13 protein-coding genes are annotated in these 15,436 nt (G+C 71.3%); 4 read left to right on the plus strand and 9 right to left on the minus strand.

Annotated elements, in window-relative coordinates; genetic code table 11:
• Positions 1-21: 21 nt before the first annotated feature.
• Positions 22-1,647, minus strand: coding sequence for a HAMP domain-containing sensor histidine kinase (locus OHB04_RS07300; protein WP_326807072.1), 1,626 nt, complete (start codon positions 1,645-1,647; stop codon positions 22-24).
• Between the two features lie 9 nt (positions 1,648-1,656).
• Positions 1,657-2,469: a response regulator transcription factor gene (locus OHB04_RS07305; RefSeq protein WP_326686876.1), complete on the minus strand. Its 813-nt coding sequence runs from the start codon at positions 2,467-2,469 to the stop codon at positions 1,657-1,659.
• 336 nt (positions 2,470-2,805) lie between these two features.
• Between OHB04_RS07305 and OHB04_RS07310 the strand changes: the two genes are divergently transcribed.
• Positions 2,806-4,461: a GMC oxidoreductase gene (locus OHB04_RS07310; protein WP_326807073.1), complete on the plus strand. Its 1,656-nt coding sequence runs from the start codon at positions 2,806-2,808 to the stop codon at positions 4,459-4,461.
• A 21-nt stretch (positions 4,462-4,482) separates the two neighbouring features.
• Here OHB04_RS07310 and OHB04_RS07315 read toward each other — a convergent pair whose 3' ends face one another.
• The 3 genes from OHB04_RS07315 to OHB04_RS07325 all read right to left on the minus strand — a co-directional run bounded on the left by OHB04_RS07315 (position 4,483) and on the right by OHB04_RS07325 (position 6,515).
• A complete protein-coding gene (locus OHB04_RS07315; RefSeq protein WP_326686878.1) occupies positions 4,483-4,962 on the minus strand; it encodes a carboxymuconolactone decarboxylase family protein in 480 nt (159 codons plus the stop codon).
• A complete protein-coding gene (locus OHB04_RS07320) occupies positions 4,959-6,056 on the minus strand; it encodes an NAD(P)H-dependent amine dehydrogenase family protein (protein ID WP_326807074.1) in 1,098 nt (365 codons plus the stop codon). Before OHB04_RS07320 ends, OHB04_RS07315 begins: the two co-directional genes overlap by 4 nt.
• Before the next feature lie 96 nt (positions 6,057-6,152).
• Positions 6,153-6,515, minus strand: a complete 363-nt coding sequence (locus tag OHB04_RS07325; protein ID WP_326807075.1) for an EthD domain-containing protein — start codon at positions 6,513-6,515, stop codon at positions 6,153-6,155.
• Between the two features lie 262 nt (positions 6,516-6,777).
• Between OHB04_RS07325 and OHB04_RS07330 the strand changes: the two genes are divergently transcribed.
• Positions 6,778-9,603, plus strand: a complete 2,826-nt coding sequence (locus OHB04_RS07330) for a SpoIIE family protein phosphatase (RefSeq protein WP_442814789.1) — start codon at positions 6,778-6,780, stop codon at positions 9,601-9,603.
• Positions 9,604-9,900: 297 nt separating this feature from the next.
• Here OHB04_RS07330 and OHB04_RS07335 read toward each other — a convergent pair whose 3' ends face one another.
• Entirely contained in the window at positions 9,901-10,398 is a 498-nt protein-coding gene (locus OHB04_RS07335) for a hypothetical protein (protein ID WP_326686882.1), read from the minus strand.
• A 353-nt stretch (positions 10,399-10,751) separates the two neighbouring features.
• On the opposite strand from OHB04_RS07335, the gene OHB04_RS07340 reads away from it, so the two are divergent.
• Positions 10,752-11,099 (plus strand): hypothetical protein, encoded by a 348-nt coding sequence (locus OHB04_RS07340; RefSeq protein ID WP_326807077.1) that lies wholly within the window; start codon positions 10,752-10,754, stop codon positions 11,097-11,099.
• A gap of 176 nt (positions 11,100-11,275) precedes the next feature.
• Positions 11,276-12,376, plus strand: coding sequence for an NAD(P)/FAD-dependent oxidoreductase (locus tag OHB04_RS07345; RefSeq protein ID WP_326807078.1), 1,101 nt, complete (start codon positions 11,276-11,278; stop codon positions 12,374-12,376).
• A gap of 25 nt (positions 12,377-12,401) precedes the next feature.
• Here the strand turns inward: OHB04_RS07345 and OHB04_RS07350 are convergent, their stop codons facing one another.
• The 3 genes from OHB04_RS07350 to OHB04_RS07360 all read right to left on the minus strand — a co-directional run bounded on the left by OHB04_RS07350 (position 12,402) and on the right by OHB04_RS07360 (position 15,104).
• Positions 12,402-13,226, minus strand: a complete 825-nt coding sequence (locus OHB04_RS07350) for a SigB/SigF/SigG family RNA polymerase sigma factor (protein ID WP_326807079.1) — start codon at positions 13,224-13,226, stop codon at positions 12,402-12,404.
• A gap of 337 nt (positions 13,227-13,563) precedes the next feature.
• Positions 13,564-14,439, minus strand: coding sequence for a SigB/SigF/SigG family RNA polymerase sigma factor (locus OHB04_RS07355; RefSeq protein ID WP_405807592.1), 876 nt, complete (start codon positions 14,437-14,439; stop codon positions 13,564-13,566).
• 242 nt (positions 14,440-14,681) lie between these two features.
• Entirely contained in the window at positions 14,682-15,104 is a 423-nt protein-coding gene (locus OHB04_RS07360; RefSeq protein WP_326686886.1) for an ATP-binding protein, read from the minus strand.
• Positions 15,105-15,436: the final 332 nt, after the last annotated feature.

The following is a 15,436-nucleotide window of genomic DNA, read 5'->3' on the forward strand; positions in this document are numbered from 1 at the left end:
CGACGCTCGCGAGCCGCGCTGTCAGTCCCTTGTGCTGAAGCTGTGCTCCGCCTGTGAGTTCCCCTCGGACGGGGACGAGTCCGCCCCGGACGCGGGCAGGCGTCCCTCGGGCGCGGGCAGGTGTCCCTCCGATGCGGGCGAGGGCCCCTCTGGCGCTGGTGGGTTCCCCTCGGGCGCGGGCAGGTGGACGGTGCAGACGGTGCGGCCGGGCGCGCTCGTCACCGACACCTCTCCCCCGTGTGCCGTGACGACGGCCCGCACGATGGCCAGGCCGAGGCCGGTGCTGCCGTGCGCGCGGGAGCGCGAGGGGTCGCCGCGCGCGAAGCGTTCGAAGATGTGCGGCAGGGTCTGCGGCGGGATGCCGGGCCCGTCGTCCTCGATCCGCACCACCACGCCGCCCTCCCCCGCCTGGCGGACCCGCGCCGTCACCACCGTGCCTTCGGGGGTGTGGGTGCGGGCGTTGGCCAGCAGGTTCACCAGTACCTGCTGGAGCCGGGGCGCGTCACCGCGCACCAGTGCCGCCTCCTCGGGCAGGTCCAGCCCCCACCGGTGCCCGGGTCCCGCCGCGCTGGCGTCGCTCACCGCGTCCACGACCAGCGGCGACAGGTCGAGCGTGAGGGTGCTCAGCGGACGTCCGGTATCCAGCCGGGCGAGCAGCAACAGGTCCTCGACCAGGCCCGTCATGCGCGTCGACTCCGACTCGATGCGGGAGAGCGCGTGCCGGGTGTCGGGGCCGACGGGTTCGCGGCCCCGGTGGGTGAGTTCGGCGTAGCCGCGGATCGAGGCCAGCGGGGTGCGCAGTTCGTGGCTGGCGTCGGCGACGAAGCGGCGTACTCGCAGCTCGCTCTCGTACCGCGCGGCCAGCGCTGAACCGACGTGGCCCAGCATTCTGTTGAGCGCGGCGCCCACCTGGCCGATCTCGGTGCGCGGGTCGGTGTCCCGCTCCGGGACCCGTTCGTGGAGCACCACCTCGCCCTGGTGCAGCGGGAGTTCGGAGACGCGTGTGGCGGTCTGGGCCATGCGGCGCAGCGGGCGCAGGGCCATCCGTACGCTGGCGGCGCCCGCGATCCCCGCGGCTACCAGCCCGGCCGCCGAGACGCAGACCTCGACCACCACCAGCGTGCTGAGGGTGTCCTCGACCTGGGCGGTCGGCAGCCCGACGAGCAGGGTGCCGCCCTCGACCGGCTGGGACGTCATCCGGTAGCCGCCCGCGTGGGGGACGTCCACGCTGTGTGTCGCGCCGTCGAGGGGGACCTGTTCGAGCGCGTTGGTCTGCTCCCGGCTGAGCTGCTCGGCGGCGACCCGGGGCTCGGAGGTCTCGCTCTGCACGCTGATGCCGCCGCGCTCGACGCTGTCGCCGTCCCCTCCCCCATCCCCGTCGTGGTCGGGGATGAGTGCGCCGATCGTGCCCACAGGCTGCCCACCCATGACGAGAAACCGCAGGTCGACAGGGTGCGGGGGCCTGTCCCTGCCGGGCGGCGGTCCTGCGGCACGCCGGGCGACGTCGGAGAGCTGGGTGTCGAGCTGGCTGCCGAGGTACGAGTGCAGGGCGATCGTCGTCACCATGCTGATGACCGCGGCGACCACCGCGATCAGCGCGACGGACGAGACGACCAGCCGGGTCCGCAGCGAGCGGGGCTTGCTCATGGGAGGAGGTCAGCCTTCCGGTGTCGCCGGTGTCGCGGCCTTGATGACGTACCCGGCGCCGCGCCGGGTGTGGATCATCGGGGTCCGCCCGGCGTCGATCTTGCGGCGCAGGTAGGAGATGTACAGCTCGACGACGTTGGCCTGGCCGCCGAAGTCGTAGTTCCAGACCCGGTCCAGGATCTGGGCCTTGCTGAGCACCCTGCGCGGGTTGCGCATCAGATAGCGCAGCAGCTCGAACTCGGTGGCGGTCAGCTGTACGTCGTCGCCGCCGCGGGTGACCTCGTGACTCTCCTCGTCCAGCACCAGGTCGCCGACGACGAGCAGCGAGGCGTTCCGCGCGGTGGCGGCGCCCGCCCGGCGCAGCAGTCCGCGCAGCCGGGCGACGACCTCCTCCAGGCTGAAGGGCTTGGTGACGTAGTCGTCGCCGCCGGCCGTCAGCCCGGCGATCCGGTCCTCGACCGCGTCCTTGGCGGTGAGGAAGAGCACCGGCACCTGTGGGACCTCCCGCCGCAGCTTGCTGAGCACGGTGAGCCCGTCCATGTCGGGCAGCATCACATCCAGCACCACCGTGTCGGGGCCCCAGGCGCGGGCCGTACGCAGCGCGGAGGCGCCGTCCCCCTCCGCCCTGACCTCCCAGCCCTCGTAGCGCAGTGCCATCGACAGCAGCTCGCTCAGCGAGGGCTCGTCGTCCACCACGAGCACCCGCACCGGTCCGCCGTCCTGCCGCCGCAGCCCCGTGCGCACGGGCGCGGGCGTGGCGGGGTTGGTGGGTGCGGGGGCGTGCGGGGGCGCGGGCGGGGAGACGGCGGAGGGATCGCTCATAGGTCCAGGCTGCCGCCCGTCGCTGAGAGCCGGCTGTGCGCTGCCTGTGAATCAGCTGAGAAGCCGGACGGGCCCCTCGCGGGGTCGGGCACAGGACCCCGTGCGGGAGCGGAAACGGCCGGGCGCCGTACGCTGTCGGGACCGGGGCCCCGGCGGCACAACGGCCGGGCCCGGAGGGACCTTTGTACGAGATGCGCGTGCTGTCCGGCTGCGAGACCGAGGGCTCCCCCGGGGTCGGATAGGGGTCTGTTACAGGTTACTTAAAGGTATGTCGTGACTTGACATGCAAGAAACAGTAGAACCCGTTCCCACTCCATCTGAGAGTGAGGAACCACCATGAAAGAGCCCCTCATGCACCGTGCCATCCCCCGAGGCGTCTCCCGCCGCGGCCTCATCACTGGAACCGGTTCTCTTCTGGGAGCCGCAGCACTCGGCGGGCGCGCCCTCGCCGTCGGCGCCCAGGCCGCTCCCGGCGCCGCGCCCCGGGCCACCGCGATCGCCGACGGCGCCCAGGTGTCGGCACTGGTGATCGGCAGCGGCTACGGCGGCTGTGTCGCCGCGCTGCGGCTGGCGGAGGCGGGCGTCGACGTCCACATGGTCGAGATGGGCATGGCCTGGGACACCCCGGGCGCCGACGGCAAGATCTTCGCCAACACCACCGACCCGGACAAGCGCTCCTACTGGCTGCGCACCAGAACCAAGCAGCCCCTCAGCAACTTCCTCGGCTTCCCCATCGACCGGGACATCCCCCGCTACACCGGAATCCTGGACGCCGAGGACTTCAGCGGTATCACGGTCTACCAGGGCCGGGGCGTGGGCGGCGGCTCCCTCGTGAACGGGGGCATGGCGGTCACGCCCCGGCGGGAGAACTTCGGCACCATCCTCCCGTCGGTGAACACCGGGGAGATGTACGACACTTACTACCCGCGCGCCAACGCCGCGCTCGGGGTCAGCACCATCGACCCGGACTGGTTCGAGACCACCGAGGGCTACCAGTACTCGCGGGTCGGCCGTAAGCAGGCCGAGCGCTCCGGCTTCCCCTTCGTCTTCGTCCCCGACGTGTACGACTGGGACTACATGAAGCAGGAGGCCGCGGGGACCGCCCCCAAGTCGGCGCTGGCCGGGGAGATCCTCTACGGCAACAACCACGGCAAGAAGTCGCTCCAGAAGACCTATCTCCCCCGGATCAGAGCCACCGGCAAGGTCACCGTCTCGCCCCTGCACAGGGTCACGACGGTCCGCCCCGCGTCCGGCGGCGGCTACACCGTCACCCTCGAACAGCTCGACACCGGCGGCGGGACCACGGCCACCAAGTCCGTCACGGCGGACCGGGTGTTCTTCGCGGCGGGCAGCGTCGGCACCAGCAAACTGCTGGTCTCCCAGCGGGCCTCCGGCGCCCTGCCGCGCCTCAACGGGGAGGTCGGCAAGGGCTGGGGCGACAACGGCAACGTGATGTGCGGCCGTGCGAACCACCTGTGGGACCCGACCGGGGCGCTCCAGTCGAGCATCCCCACGGCGGGCATCGACAACTGGGCAGCGGGCGGCGCCTTCGCCGAGGTGGCGCCGCTGCCCACCGGCATCGAGACCTACGCCTCGTTCTATCTGTCGATCACCAAGAACCCGCACCGCGCGGAGTTCTCCTGGAACGCCGGAGCGGGCCGGGTCGAGCTGAACTGGCAGACCTCCTGGAAGCAGGAGTCCATCGACATGGCCAAATCGATCTTCGACAAGATCAACGCGAAGGAGGGGACGATCTACCGGACCGACCTGTTCGGGACGTACAAGATCTGGGGCGACCACCTCACCTACCACCCGCTCGGCGGCGCCGTCCTCGGCAAGGCGACGGACAACTACGGCCGCCTGCACGGCCATCCGGGCCTGTACGTCATCGACGGTGCGCTGGTCCCCGGCAACACCAGCGTCAATCCGTTCGTCACCATCACGGCGCTCGCCGAACGGAACATCGAGAAGATCATCGCCACCGACCTGTGAGGGACGCGCCCGGGTGCCGCCTCAGTGACCGGGCAGCGCACACACCGTGTCGAGGCCCAGCACGTGGTTGAGCCGGCCGAACGCCAGCCACGAGCCGATGCTCATGCTCAGCTCGACGATCTGGGTCTGGCTGTAGTGCGCTGTCATCCGGGCCCAGAACGCGTCGTCCAGGCCATGGTGATCCAGGGCGTACCGCTCGGCGTACTCGGCGGCCAGCCGGGTGCGTGCGTCGAACGCCTCGGTGGTACGCCACTGGGTCACCGCCTCGGCGAACCCCTCCTCGACCTTGTGCCCGTCCCGCTCGGTGCGCCAGTCGAGGCAGAAGGCACAGCCGTTGATCTGCGCGACGCGCAGCCGCGCCGACTCGAACTCGCGCAGGCCGAGGGTGGTGTGGGCGTACACCGCCAGCGAGAACTCCGCAGCCGCGGGCCCGATGCCGGGCACCATCTCGCCCCACACGTACCCGATCGGGTCCTTGCCTTCGGGGATGTCGATGTTCATGACCGCTTCCTTCCTGGTTCGCCGGGTCGGCCGAGTCCGCCGGCTGCGGGCCGCAGCGGCACATCCAGCGCGTCGTAGAGGCCGGGCTCCGCGTCCACGAGCCAGTCGATGGCGCCCACCAGGCGGGCGGCGGCGGTCGCGTTGCCTCCGGCGGAGCGGTTGCCGTCCTCGTCCATGGCCTCGACGGTGACCTCGATGCGGGGCGCGCCCTCGATGACGACCCGGTGCGCGCCGACCCCGTCGGGCGGCGTGGGCCAGTCGGGCGCGCAGGACGGGTGGACGCGGGTGACGTGCTCGACGACGAGGCGGGGTTCACCGCCCACGATCCCCTGCACCTCGAACCGGACGGCGCCCTGGGTGCCCGCCTCGAACGCGCCCATCGTCCGCGTGCGCACGGTCTCCTGGAGGGGGCGCCGCTCCAACGTCTCGCGGATCTCCTCCAGTTCGAGGCCCAGCGCCCTGGCCATCAGCCGTAGCTGCCCGCCCCACACCATGGCCGGGACCGTGGGCGCGATCATCGGCGGCTCGTAGTCCATCGGCTGGCCCATGCCGACCAGATACCGGACCGCGTCGGGCTGGTCGTAGGTGGAGTAGTCGAAGATCTCCTGGCAGCGGATCACGTCCACGGTGGTGCCGAGCCCGCTGATCAGCAGCGGCAGTACGTCGTTGCCCCAGCCGGGGTCGACGCCCGAGACGAACAGCGAGCCACCGCCCTCCGCGACGGCTGCCAGCACCGGCTCGCGCAGCTCGGGCGGGGCGCTCTCGGGGTCGTAGAGCGCGTAGAGGGAGGGGGTGACGACCACGGCCCCGGCGCGGACAGCGCGCAGGATGTCGGCCAGGGCCTCCTCGGGCCGGATGTCCCCGGAGGCGGCGTAGACCACCGCGCGGGGTCCCTCGGCCAGGACCGCCTCGACGTCGTCGCGCGCCGCGACTCCCACGTCACGGCCGAGCCCGCCGAGGTCGCCCGCGTCACGGCCGGTCTTCTCCGGGCTGTGGACGAGGACGGACGCCAGGTTCAGCGCCGGATGGGCCGCCACGGCACGGATCGCCGCGCGCCCGACATTGCCGGTACCCCAGACAACCGTGGAAATCATGCGCGGAGGGTAGCGAGAGGGCGTATCGGTTCATAGTGCCGTGCCCCGAAAAAGTCACCGCCGGATCCGGGCCGGGGCGGTCCGGGGCCCGGCTGTTCACCCGGGGACGTCGGCGTCGCCGAGGAAGACCCGCTCTTCGGTGAGGTAGAACTCGCTGCGGCTCATGTCGATGAAGCCCTGTTCGTCGGGGCGGATCGTCTCGCGGTACTCCGTCGACCGGATCAGCCCCTGGATGTCGTCCGGGCTGTCGAACCACTGCCGTACGACGGCCTCGAACCGCGTCTCCGCGACCCCGGGAAAACCCAGGGGCTTCGGATACTCGGCGGTGTAGCGCCGCACATACCTCCGGGCGGCGGCGGTCGAGGCGACCATCGGCGCGTGGCGCTCACGGTGATGCTTGAGGAACTCCTCCCTCGACAGCTCCGGTAAACGGCACAGCAGGCTCACGAGGATGACCATGCGCCAAGGCTAGCCCGCGCCCAGGCCGGCTCGAAGCGCTTGCCTGGAGCCGATATTCACGACGGCAGGCGCCGAACCCTCACCGGTGACGACTTGCCCAAGGTGCCGTGCTCAGCGGTCCGCCGCGGCCTGCGTCGCCGGCGAGATCCGGCTGGGAATCGGCGCCGACGGCCGGCGGTGGATACGCGCCGCCTCCGTACTGGGAAGGGGAACCGTACCGGGACACCCCGTCGCGGGGAGAAAACAGTGCTAGAAAATCGTCATGAAGGTTCCATTTGCACCAAAGAGGCGCGATTCATTCCATCTCTCCGGTGGCCCCGCGCGTGATCAAGGTGAGTCCGCGGGTTCGGGGCCGCGCACTCTGCTGAGTCCGCGCAGTGCCGCCGGGCAGGTGTTCGTTTTGCAGATCGTGATCGTGGTGCTGTTGATCGCGGCCTCGGTGACGGCCCTGGTCCTCCAGGCGGGGCGCGACAGCAGGCGGGGGGCCGAGCGTCAGTCGCTGACCGCCGCGGAGACGTTCGCGAACGCCCCGGGCACGGCCCGGGCGTTGAAGAGCGGGCATCCGACGGCCGTGCTACAGCCGCGTGCGGAAGCAACGCGGAAGAAGGCAGGCCTGACCTTCATCGTTGTCACGGACACCAACGGAATCCGCTATACGCACCCCGACCCGAAGCGGATCGGGAAGAAGTTCATCGGCACCATCAAACCGTCACAGAAGGGCCGCACGACCGTCGAGCAGGCCCCCGGGCTGTCCCTGCCCGCGGGCAGCGGACCGGTCATCCAGGCGGTGGTCCCGGTGACCGATGACCGCGGCTCGGTCATCGGTCTGGTGTCCGCCGGGATCAAGGTCCGCCACGTGATAAGCCTGTCCGACCGGCAACTGCCGATCATCTTCGGCACCGGGGCGGTCGCGCTCGCCTTGTCCACCCTCGGGACGGCACTGGTGGCCAGACGGCTGCGTCGGCAGACGCACGGTCTTGGGCCGGCGGAGATGACGCGGATGTACGAGCACCATGACGCGGTGCTGCACGCGGTCCGGGAGGGAGTGCTGATCATCGGCGCCGACGGGCGGCTGCTGCTGGCCAACGATGAGGGGCGGCGGCTGCTGGAACTGCCGGCGGACGCAGAGCAGCGCCAGGTGGGGGAGCTGGAGCTGAACGCGGACATGGCGAGACTGCTGGCATCGGGTGAGCCGGCCACGGATGAGGTGCATCTCGTAGGGGATCGGTTGCTGGCGGTCAACATCCGGTCCACTGCCCCGTACGGCGGTCAAGCAGGCTGGGTGGTGACGTTGCGAGACACCACAGAGCTGTCGGCGGTCACCGGACGGGCTGAGGTGGCGCGGGAGCGGCTGACGCTCCTGTACGACGCCGGAGTGCGGATCGGCACCACGCTGGATGTGGTGCGTACCGCGCAGGAGTTCGCAGAGGTGGCGACCCCGCGGTTTGCCGATATCGTCACCGTCGATCTGCTGGAGCAGGTGGAACGGGGCGGGGAGCCGACCAGGACGGCGGACATGCGCCGTACGGCGATCAGCGGCGGGCACCAGGAACGGGAGGCGCTCCACCCGGTCGGAGAACTGATCACCTTGTCGCCGGCGGCGCCGCAGGCGCGAGCCCTGGAAGCAGGGCGGGCAGCGCTGGAGCAAGACCTGAGACAGGCGCGGGGGTGGCGCGATCAGGACCCCGACCGGGCCCGCAGGGCACTGGAGTTCGGGATGCATTCGCTGGTGACGGTGCCGCTCCGGGCGCGCGGTGAGGTGCTGGGGATGACGGATTTCTGGCGCACGGGGGATTCGCCGCCGTTCAAGGAAGAAGACCTTTCCTTCGCGGAGGAGCTGGCGGCGAGGGCGGCGGTGGCCATCGACAACGCCCGCCGCTTCACCCGTGAGCACATGATGGCGGTGACCCTACAGCGCAGCTTGCTGCCGCAGGGGGTACCGGAACAGAACGCGCTGGAGGTGGCCTGGCGGTATCTGCCGGCCGAAGCCGGGGTGGGCGGGGACTGGTTCGACGTCATCCCGCTGTCGGGCGCCCGGGTGGCGCTGGTGGTCGGTGACGTGGTCGGCCACGGATTGCACGCCGCGGCGACGATGGGACGGCTGCGCACCGCGGTACACAACTTCTCCGCCCTGGACCTGCCCCCGGACGAGCTGCTCGGGCACCTGGACGAACTGGTCGCTCGCATCGACAGCGACGAGATCGTGGGCGACCATCCGCAGGGCCACGCCGAAGCGGTCACGGGAGCGACCTGTCTGTACGCGATCTACGACCCGGTCACGGGAGTGTGCACGGCGGCGCGAGCGGGACATCCGCCGCCGGCGATCGTGCATCCGGACGGGAGCGTCTCCTATCCGGAAGTGCCCGCTTCGCCTCCTCTCGGCCTGGGCAGCAACCCCTTTGAAACCACCGAGCTGCGCCTGTCCGAGGGCTCACGACTTGTGCTGTACACCGACGGGCTGATCGAGAACCGCAATCGGGACATCGACACCGGGCTGGGTCTGCTGCGCGAGGCGCTGGAAGGGGCGGAGCGTACGCCGGAGGAGACATGTCAGGCGGCGATCGAGGCGATGTTGCCGGCGCACCCATCCGATGACATCGCGCTGCTGGTGGCGCGCACACAGTTGCTCGACCCCTCCAGAGTGGCGCATTGGGAGGTGCCGCCGGATCCGGCGGCGGTGGCCCCGGTCCGTGCGGAGTGCGTGGCGCAACTGCAGGCGTGGGGGCTGACGGACATCGGGTACACCACGGAACTCATCCTCAGCGAGCTGATCACCAACGCGATCCGATACGGATCGCCTCCGGTCAGGGTGCGGCTGCTGCACTGCCGCAAGCTGATCTGCGAGGTGTCGGACGGGTCCAGCACCTCGCCACATGTGCGAAGGGCAGCCACCACGGAGGAGGGCGGACGTGGGCTGTTCTTGGTCGCGCAGCTCGCCCAGCGGTGGGGTACGCGGTACTTGCCGGGTGGCAAAGTCATCTGGACCCAACAACCGCTGAACAACGGTGCCGGTGCCGGTGCCGGTGCCGCAACGAGCGACGCGCTCACCGAAGCCCTCCTCGACCAGTTCGACGATCCCGCCCTCTGACCCACGGGAACGCAGCGGTGCGTCAGCACGCCGGCGCCCTGACGTGCGCATGGACCGGTGCCGTACGGCCGCTCAAGCAGCGCTGGGGCTGCTTTACGGGGGGGCAGATCCAGTGGATGCGCGACCCGTCGGTGGGCATCGCCGCGATTGCCGAGACGTTCGCGCGGGTGCTCGCCCCCGGCAGGCTCCGATTCCGCTGGAAAGACAGACCGTACGGGCGGTGGAGGACCGTCCCCGGTTCAAAGCCGGCTCCGATCTCCGCGCGCGCGGCGCCGGGCGCCGGCGTCGGGCGCCCGGTCAGTCCGACACCATCTGGAGAAGCGCCGTGCCGTCCTTCCCGGTCGCCACCTGGATCACCACGGCGTCGGGCTCGGCGCTCGGCCGGGCGGTCCCCACCCGGCCGCACGAATTGCCGCCGCCGTTGCTGCGGACAACGGTGATGCAGCCCTGTCCCGGGCCGCCGGCCCCGCCCTCGGACCGGCCGTTGCCCGACTTCACCGTGTACTCGACCTTGTTCGGGCCGACCTCGGTCACGGACAGCGTCGCCCGGCCGCCCGGACCCTTGAAACGGATCTTTACCCGTTCGGACACCGCGATCTCGCAGTTGCCGTCCGCGCAGGCTCCGGTGTCCCGCCCGTCCGCCGCCGACACCGAGGGTTTCGCCGAGGCGGCGCGATCGCCGGACGGGCTCCCCGAGGACGCGGAGCGGGACTTCGACCCGCCACCGGCGCCCGAGGACTCCCCGTCGGCCTGGTCGGACCCTCCACAGCCGACCACCGTCAGCGCGGTCAGCAATGTCAGCGCAAGGGCTGCCCCCGGCTGATACGTACGCGCACTTCGCGCACTGTGTGCTCTGTGCGCAGAGCGCTCCGAAGTCGTCGCGGCGCCAGCCGAAGTCGTCCCGGCCATGATGCTCCCCCGTGTTCTGCGTGCCTCGGCTCAAATGTTCGGTTGCCAGTCTTCCCCCGCGCCTTCGCCCCCACTCCTTCCGACTCCGCTCGTGCGCGCGGCTCAGCGGGCCATTGTCAGCGGTGGCCGGTCGCCGAACGAAACAAATAGCACCTCCGGCCGCCTCCCCGCACCCGTCCGTCTCCTCTCGCAGGTCCCCGTCCGTCTCCTCGCACAGGTCACGGCCTAAGCTGCCCGCCATGACGGCTCCCGACGACCACCACCCCGACGACCGGGAGGGCTTCGCCCTCCGGTGGCAGACCTCGACCCCGAGTGAACGGCGCACACTGATGCGTCAGGGCCGGGAGTCGCCCGAGACGGCCCGGCAGGCCTCCATGCTGGCGGGCGTGCTCTTCGCGGCCGGTGGGATCGCCGCGACGGCCAAGGCCGTCAACCGGCATGAATCGCCCCTGGTGATCGGGGGCTGTGTGGCGGCGGTCGTCCTGTGCGCGGCGATGGCGGAGCTGAGCCGCCGGGGCCGTACGCGGGTCGGCATGACACTGATGGTCGTCGGCCTCATCACGCTGAGCCTCGTCGAAACGCTGTGAGGGTGGGCGGCTTGTGAGGGTGGGCGGCTGACGCCGCCGAACGCCCCCTCCGCGTCCCGGTGTCCGGCAGCACGCGGCCCCTCCGGAGTTGTGCGTGAGTGAGCGGCGAACCCGGGAAGGATGCGTCCGTTCACGCCCTGCGGGCCCACCGCGGGCAACCACCGGAGGGAGACAGCGTGCGTGTCATCGTCATCGGAACCGGGGTCGTCGGCGCGGCGGCAGGCTACGAGCTGGCCCGTTCCGGCGTGGACACCGTCCTGGTCGACGCCGTGCGGGAGGGCGGGGCCACCTCGGCGGGCGCCGGGATCATCTGCCCCTGGTCGAGCCGGATGACCGACCCCGACTACTACCGGATGGCGGTGGCCGGAGCCGAGCACTACCCCGGCCTGCTGGAGACCCTCGCGGAGGACGGCGAGACGGAGGTCGGCCATCGCCGGGTCGGCGCGCTGCGGCTGCTCTTCCCCGAGGAGGCGGAGAGCGTCCACTCCTCGGTGACCGCGCGCGCCGCCGCCTCCGCGCCGGCCGGGGAGGTCTCCCTGATCGACGGGGCCGAGGCCGCCGCGCTCTTCCCGCCGCTGCGCCACGAGGGGCCGGTCCTCCATGTCACGGGCGGCGCGCGCCTGGACGGACGGCTGCTGCGCGAGGCCCTGCGGCGGGGCGCCGTACGCCACGGAGCCCGCCTCGTCGAGGCCGAGGCCCGCATCGAGGCCGGGGGCGAGCGTGTACGCGCGGTGCACGCGGACGGGGAGCGCCTGGCGGCGGACGCGGTGATCGACGCGGCGGGCGCGTGGTCGGCCGGACTCCTCGAACCCCTGGGCGTACGGCTGCCGGTGGCGCCGCAGCGCGGGCAGCTCGTCCACCTGCGGCTGCCCGGGACCGACACGTCGCGGTGGCCGGTGCTGCTGCCCCCGACCAGCCACTACCTGCTGGCCTTCGACGACTCGCGGGTCGTGGTGGGCGCGACCCGCGAGGAGGGCAGCGGGTTCGACCACCGCGTGACGGCCGCCGGGCTCGCCGAGGTCCTCAACGAGGCCCTGGCGGTGGCCCCCGGACTGGCCGGGGCCACCCACCTGGAGACCCGCGTCGGCTTCCGCCCGACGGGCCCCGACCCCCTTCCGCTGCTCGGCACGGTGCCGGGGCTGCGCGGCCTCGTCATCGCCAACGGACTGGGCTCCTCGGGGCTGACGATGGGGCCGTACGCCGGATCGCTGGCGGCCCGGCTCGCGCTCGGGGCCGAGCCCGGTATGGACCTGAGGGCGTACGACCCGCTGCGCTGAGCCGGCCGCTCCCACCCCCGGACCGTCAGGCGGCGGGCCTGCGCCCGGCGCGGCCCTCGTGCTCGACCCGTCGGCGCACGTCCTGGCAGGTGCGGGAGAGGAGACGGGAGACATGCATCTGGGAGATGCCCAGCTCCGCACCGATGCTGGATTGCGTCATGTCGCGGAAGAACCGCAGGTACAACACCTTGCGCTGGCGCTCGGGCAGCGCGCGCAGGCAGGGCTTGACGGCCTCCCGGGCGACGACGGCGTCGAATCCGGGCTCGGTGCTGCCGAGGGCGTCGGCGAGCGAGAGGTCGTCGTCGGCGCCGCTGGGCGAGGCGTCCAGGGACAGGGAGCTGAAGCTCTCCAGCGCCTCCAGGCCCGTCTTGACGTCCTCCTCGGACAGCCCGCTGTGCTCCGCTATCCGCTCCACGCTCGGCGAACGGCCGTCGATGCCGGTGTTCAGCTCCTTGACGGAGGCGCGGACCTTGTTGCGCAACTCCTGGATACGGCGCGGGACGTGGACGTCCCAGGTGTGGTCGCGGAAGTGACGCCGGATCTCCCCCACGATGGTCGGGACGGCGAACGGCACGAACGGCGTGCCGTGCGCGGGGTCGTAGCGGTCGACGGCCTTGACCAGACCCAACGCCGCGACCTGCTCCAGATCCTCCAGCGTCTCACCACGGCTGCGGTACTTCGCCGCCAGCCGGTGTGCCATAGGCAGCCATGCCTCCACCAGGCGCTCACTCAGGGCCTGCCGCTCGTGGCCCTCGGGCAATGCGGCCAGCCGCCTGAAGTCCTCGCCGGTGTCAGGGGCGTCGTCGTGGCTGTGGCGCGCTCTCTGGGGGCGATACCGTACGGCGCACATCGGATCGTGCTCCTCCCGGTGTTGTTGCGGTTGGGACCGTCGCGGGAGGGATGGCGCAGAGCACACCCGGGGCGACCCATGCGGCCGACTCCCGCGGATGTGCCTGCGCTCTCAAGCACTGGGTCCCCTTGTGTCCGCCTCCGCAAGGGCCAAACGGTCCCAACTCCATTTCTTTTCCTGAACCCGCCGGGGCGCCGGGGCGGGCCTCAACCGAGGTGCGCACGGCCATAGTCGGGGGGGACGGGGGCGGGGCGGCGCCGTCCGCGAACGCGCGGACCCGCCGGCCGACAGCCGGCGGGTCCGCCTCGAATGTGGGGGGGGGAAGGGCCCCGCGCCGTCAGTCCGTGGCCAGCAGCCCCTGCCGCAGTCCGCCGATGATGCGGCGCAGCACGCGGGAGACCTGCATCTGGGAGACGCCGATGTGCTCGCCGATCTCTTCCTGGGTGCGCTCTTCCACGAAGCGCAGGTGCAGCACCAGGCGGTCGCGGTCATCGAGCTGTTCGATCAGCGGGGCGAGGGTCTGGAAGTCCTCGACGAGTTCCAGCGCGTGGTCGTCCTCACCGAGCACCTCGTACAGGCTGCCGTCCTCGCCGGGGCCCTGCGCGTCGGCGGGGCTGAGGAGGGAGTCGAGGGAGGAGGAGTGGTATCCGTTGGCCGCCTTGCGCGCCTCGGTGACCTCCTCCTCGGTGAGGCACATCAGCTCCGCGAGTTCGCCGTCGGTGGGCCGGCGCCCGAGCCGCGAGCTCAGCTCCTCGCCCGCGCGGGCCAGCTGGATCCGGGCCTCCTGGAGGCGCCGGGGCACGTGGACGGACCACTTGGTGTCACGGAAGAAGCGCTTGATCTCCCCGACGATGTAGGGCACGGCGAAGGAGGTGAACTCCACTTCCCTGTCGACCTCGAACCTGTCGATCGCCTTGATCAGCCCGATCGTGCCGACCTGGACGACGTCCTCGCGCTCCTCACCGCTGCCCCGGAACCGGGATGCCGCGTAGCGCACGAGGGAGAGGTTCATCTCGATGAGGGTGTGGCGGACGTACTGGTACTCGCGCGTCCCCTCCTCCAGTTCGGACAGGCGCGCCAGAAACTGGCGCGAGAGCTCCCTCGCGTCCATGGGCGCCACGGCGCTCGGCTCCTCGACGAACGGGAGCGAGGGGGCAACCGGAAGACTGCGGTCACAGCTCTCGTCGGCGTCTGTCGCGGGCGTCGCCGTCATGGATGCCATATCGCTCATCCCCACAAGTGCAGATCGTTTTTCGGACGTGCTGCGGTTCCCCGTGGTACCGCCTCTGCCCGAGAACTCTGCACGCATGCTTGCCATGAGGCAATAATTTTCCGCGGCCTCGGTCCAGTGATGACGCGGGGGCGTGCGAAGGCTCGGGAGGCATCTGAAGGTTGGGGCCCGAGATCCGAGGACGGCGACGTCAGCGCGAAGGCGGCATCAGCGCGAGTCCGGCATCAACGCGGGGGCGACGTCAGCGCGACGGTGACCGAGATGCGCTTGCCCCGCTCCCCCAGGTCGGTCACCGTGATGTCCCGCGCGAGCTTCGTGATCATGCGCCAGCCGTGCCCGCCGACGTGGAGGCGCCCCGAGGGAGTGGTCGCCGGGAGCAGTTCGGGCACCTGCCTGCTGCCGTCGCTCATGTGCAGGGATACGGCTCTGTCCGTCAGTTCGGCCTCGAAGACCGTGATGCCCCCGGCGTGCAGCATCGCGTTGGAAGCCAGTTCGGACGCCACCAGCAGCGCGTCGCCCACCACGTCCTCGCGGCCCGCCAGGGACCACTCGCGCAGCAGGTGTTCCACCTCCCGACGCACCTCGGCCGGGCTGCCCACCTCCTTGGGCCCGATGCTGACGGAGGCGCTTCCCCGCTCATGTGCCATCTCTCGCCTCGCTGTTCCACCCCGCTGTTCCTCAGCACCTCTCCCCGGCTGCGACGGACCTCTACGAGCCCGCCTCGCGGCTGGCCTGCGGCGGCGCCTGGCCTGCGGAGTGCGTAGGAATTCTCTGCCGTCCGCATGACCGGGAATATTCACCGTAAACGGCCTCGGCACACGATTACGCGACGCGACCTCCGCACGATCGCGCGGTGCGGGGCAGCCGGCCGAGCGGTCCGGTGCCGCGGAGACGCTCGGGTCGGGCGCTTCGGCTGATCTTCGGCGCCTCGCCGCATAAGCTCGCGGGGTCCGCCCGCTGACCGGTGCACATCAGCCGG

The organism is Streptomyces sp. NBC_01775 (assembly GCF_035917675.1).
In the GTDB taxonomy this organism is placed as follows: Bacteria; Actinomycetota; Actinomycetes; order Streptomycetales; family Streptomycetaceae; genus Streptomyces.

Excerpts from the sequence above, each read along its gene's own strand:
- OHB04_RS07330 (WP_442814789.1), top strand. The coding sequence starts at position 6,778 with ATGAAGGTTCCATTTGCACCAAAGAGGCGCGATTCATTCCATCTCTCC.
- OHB04_RS07305 (WP_326686876.1), bottom strand. The coding sequence starts at position 2,469 with ATGAGCGATCCCTCCGCCGTCTCCCCGCCCGCGCCCCCGCACGCCCCC.
- OHB04_RS07355 (WP_405807592.1), bottom strand. The coding sequence starts at position 14,439 with ATGACGGCGACGCCCGCGACAGACGCCGACGAGAGCTGTGACCGCAGT.
- OHB04_RS07350 (WP_326807079.1), bottom strand. The coding sequence starts at position 13,226 with ATGTGCGCCGTACGGTATCGCCCCCAGAGAGCGCGCCACAGCCACGAC.
- OHB04_RS07310 (WP_326807073.1), top strand. The coding sequence starts at position 2,806 with ATGAAAGAGCCCCTCATGCACCGTGCCATCCCCCGAGGCGTCTCCCGC.
- OHB04_RS07340 (WP_326807077.1), top strand. The coding sequence starts at position 10,752 with ATGACGGCTCCCGACGACCACCACCCCGACGACCGGGAGGGCTTCGCC.
- OHB04_RS07320 (WP_326807074.1), bottom strand. The coding sequence starts at position 6,056 with ATGATTTCCACGGTTGTCTGGGGTACCGGCAATGTCGGGCGCGCGGCG.
- OHB04_RS07360 (WP_326686886.1), bottom strand. The coding sequence starts at position 15,104 with ATGGCACATGAGCGGGGAAGCGCCTCCGTCAGCATCGGGCCCAAGGAG.
- OHB04_RS07300 (WP_326807072.1), bottom strand. The coding sequence starts at position 1,647 with ATGAGCAAGCCCCGCTCGCTGCGGACCCGGCTGGTCGTCTCGTCCGTC.
- OHB04_RS07315 (WP_326686878.1), bottom strand. The coding sequence starts at position 4,962 with ATGAACATCGACATCCCCGAAGGCAAGGACCCGATCGGGTACGTGTGG.
- OHB04_RS07325 (WP_326807075.1), bottom strand. The coding sequence starts at position 6,515 with ATGGTCATCCTCGTGAGCCTGCTGTGCCGTTTACCGGAGCTGTCGAGG.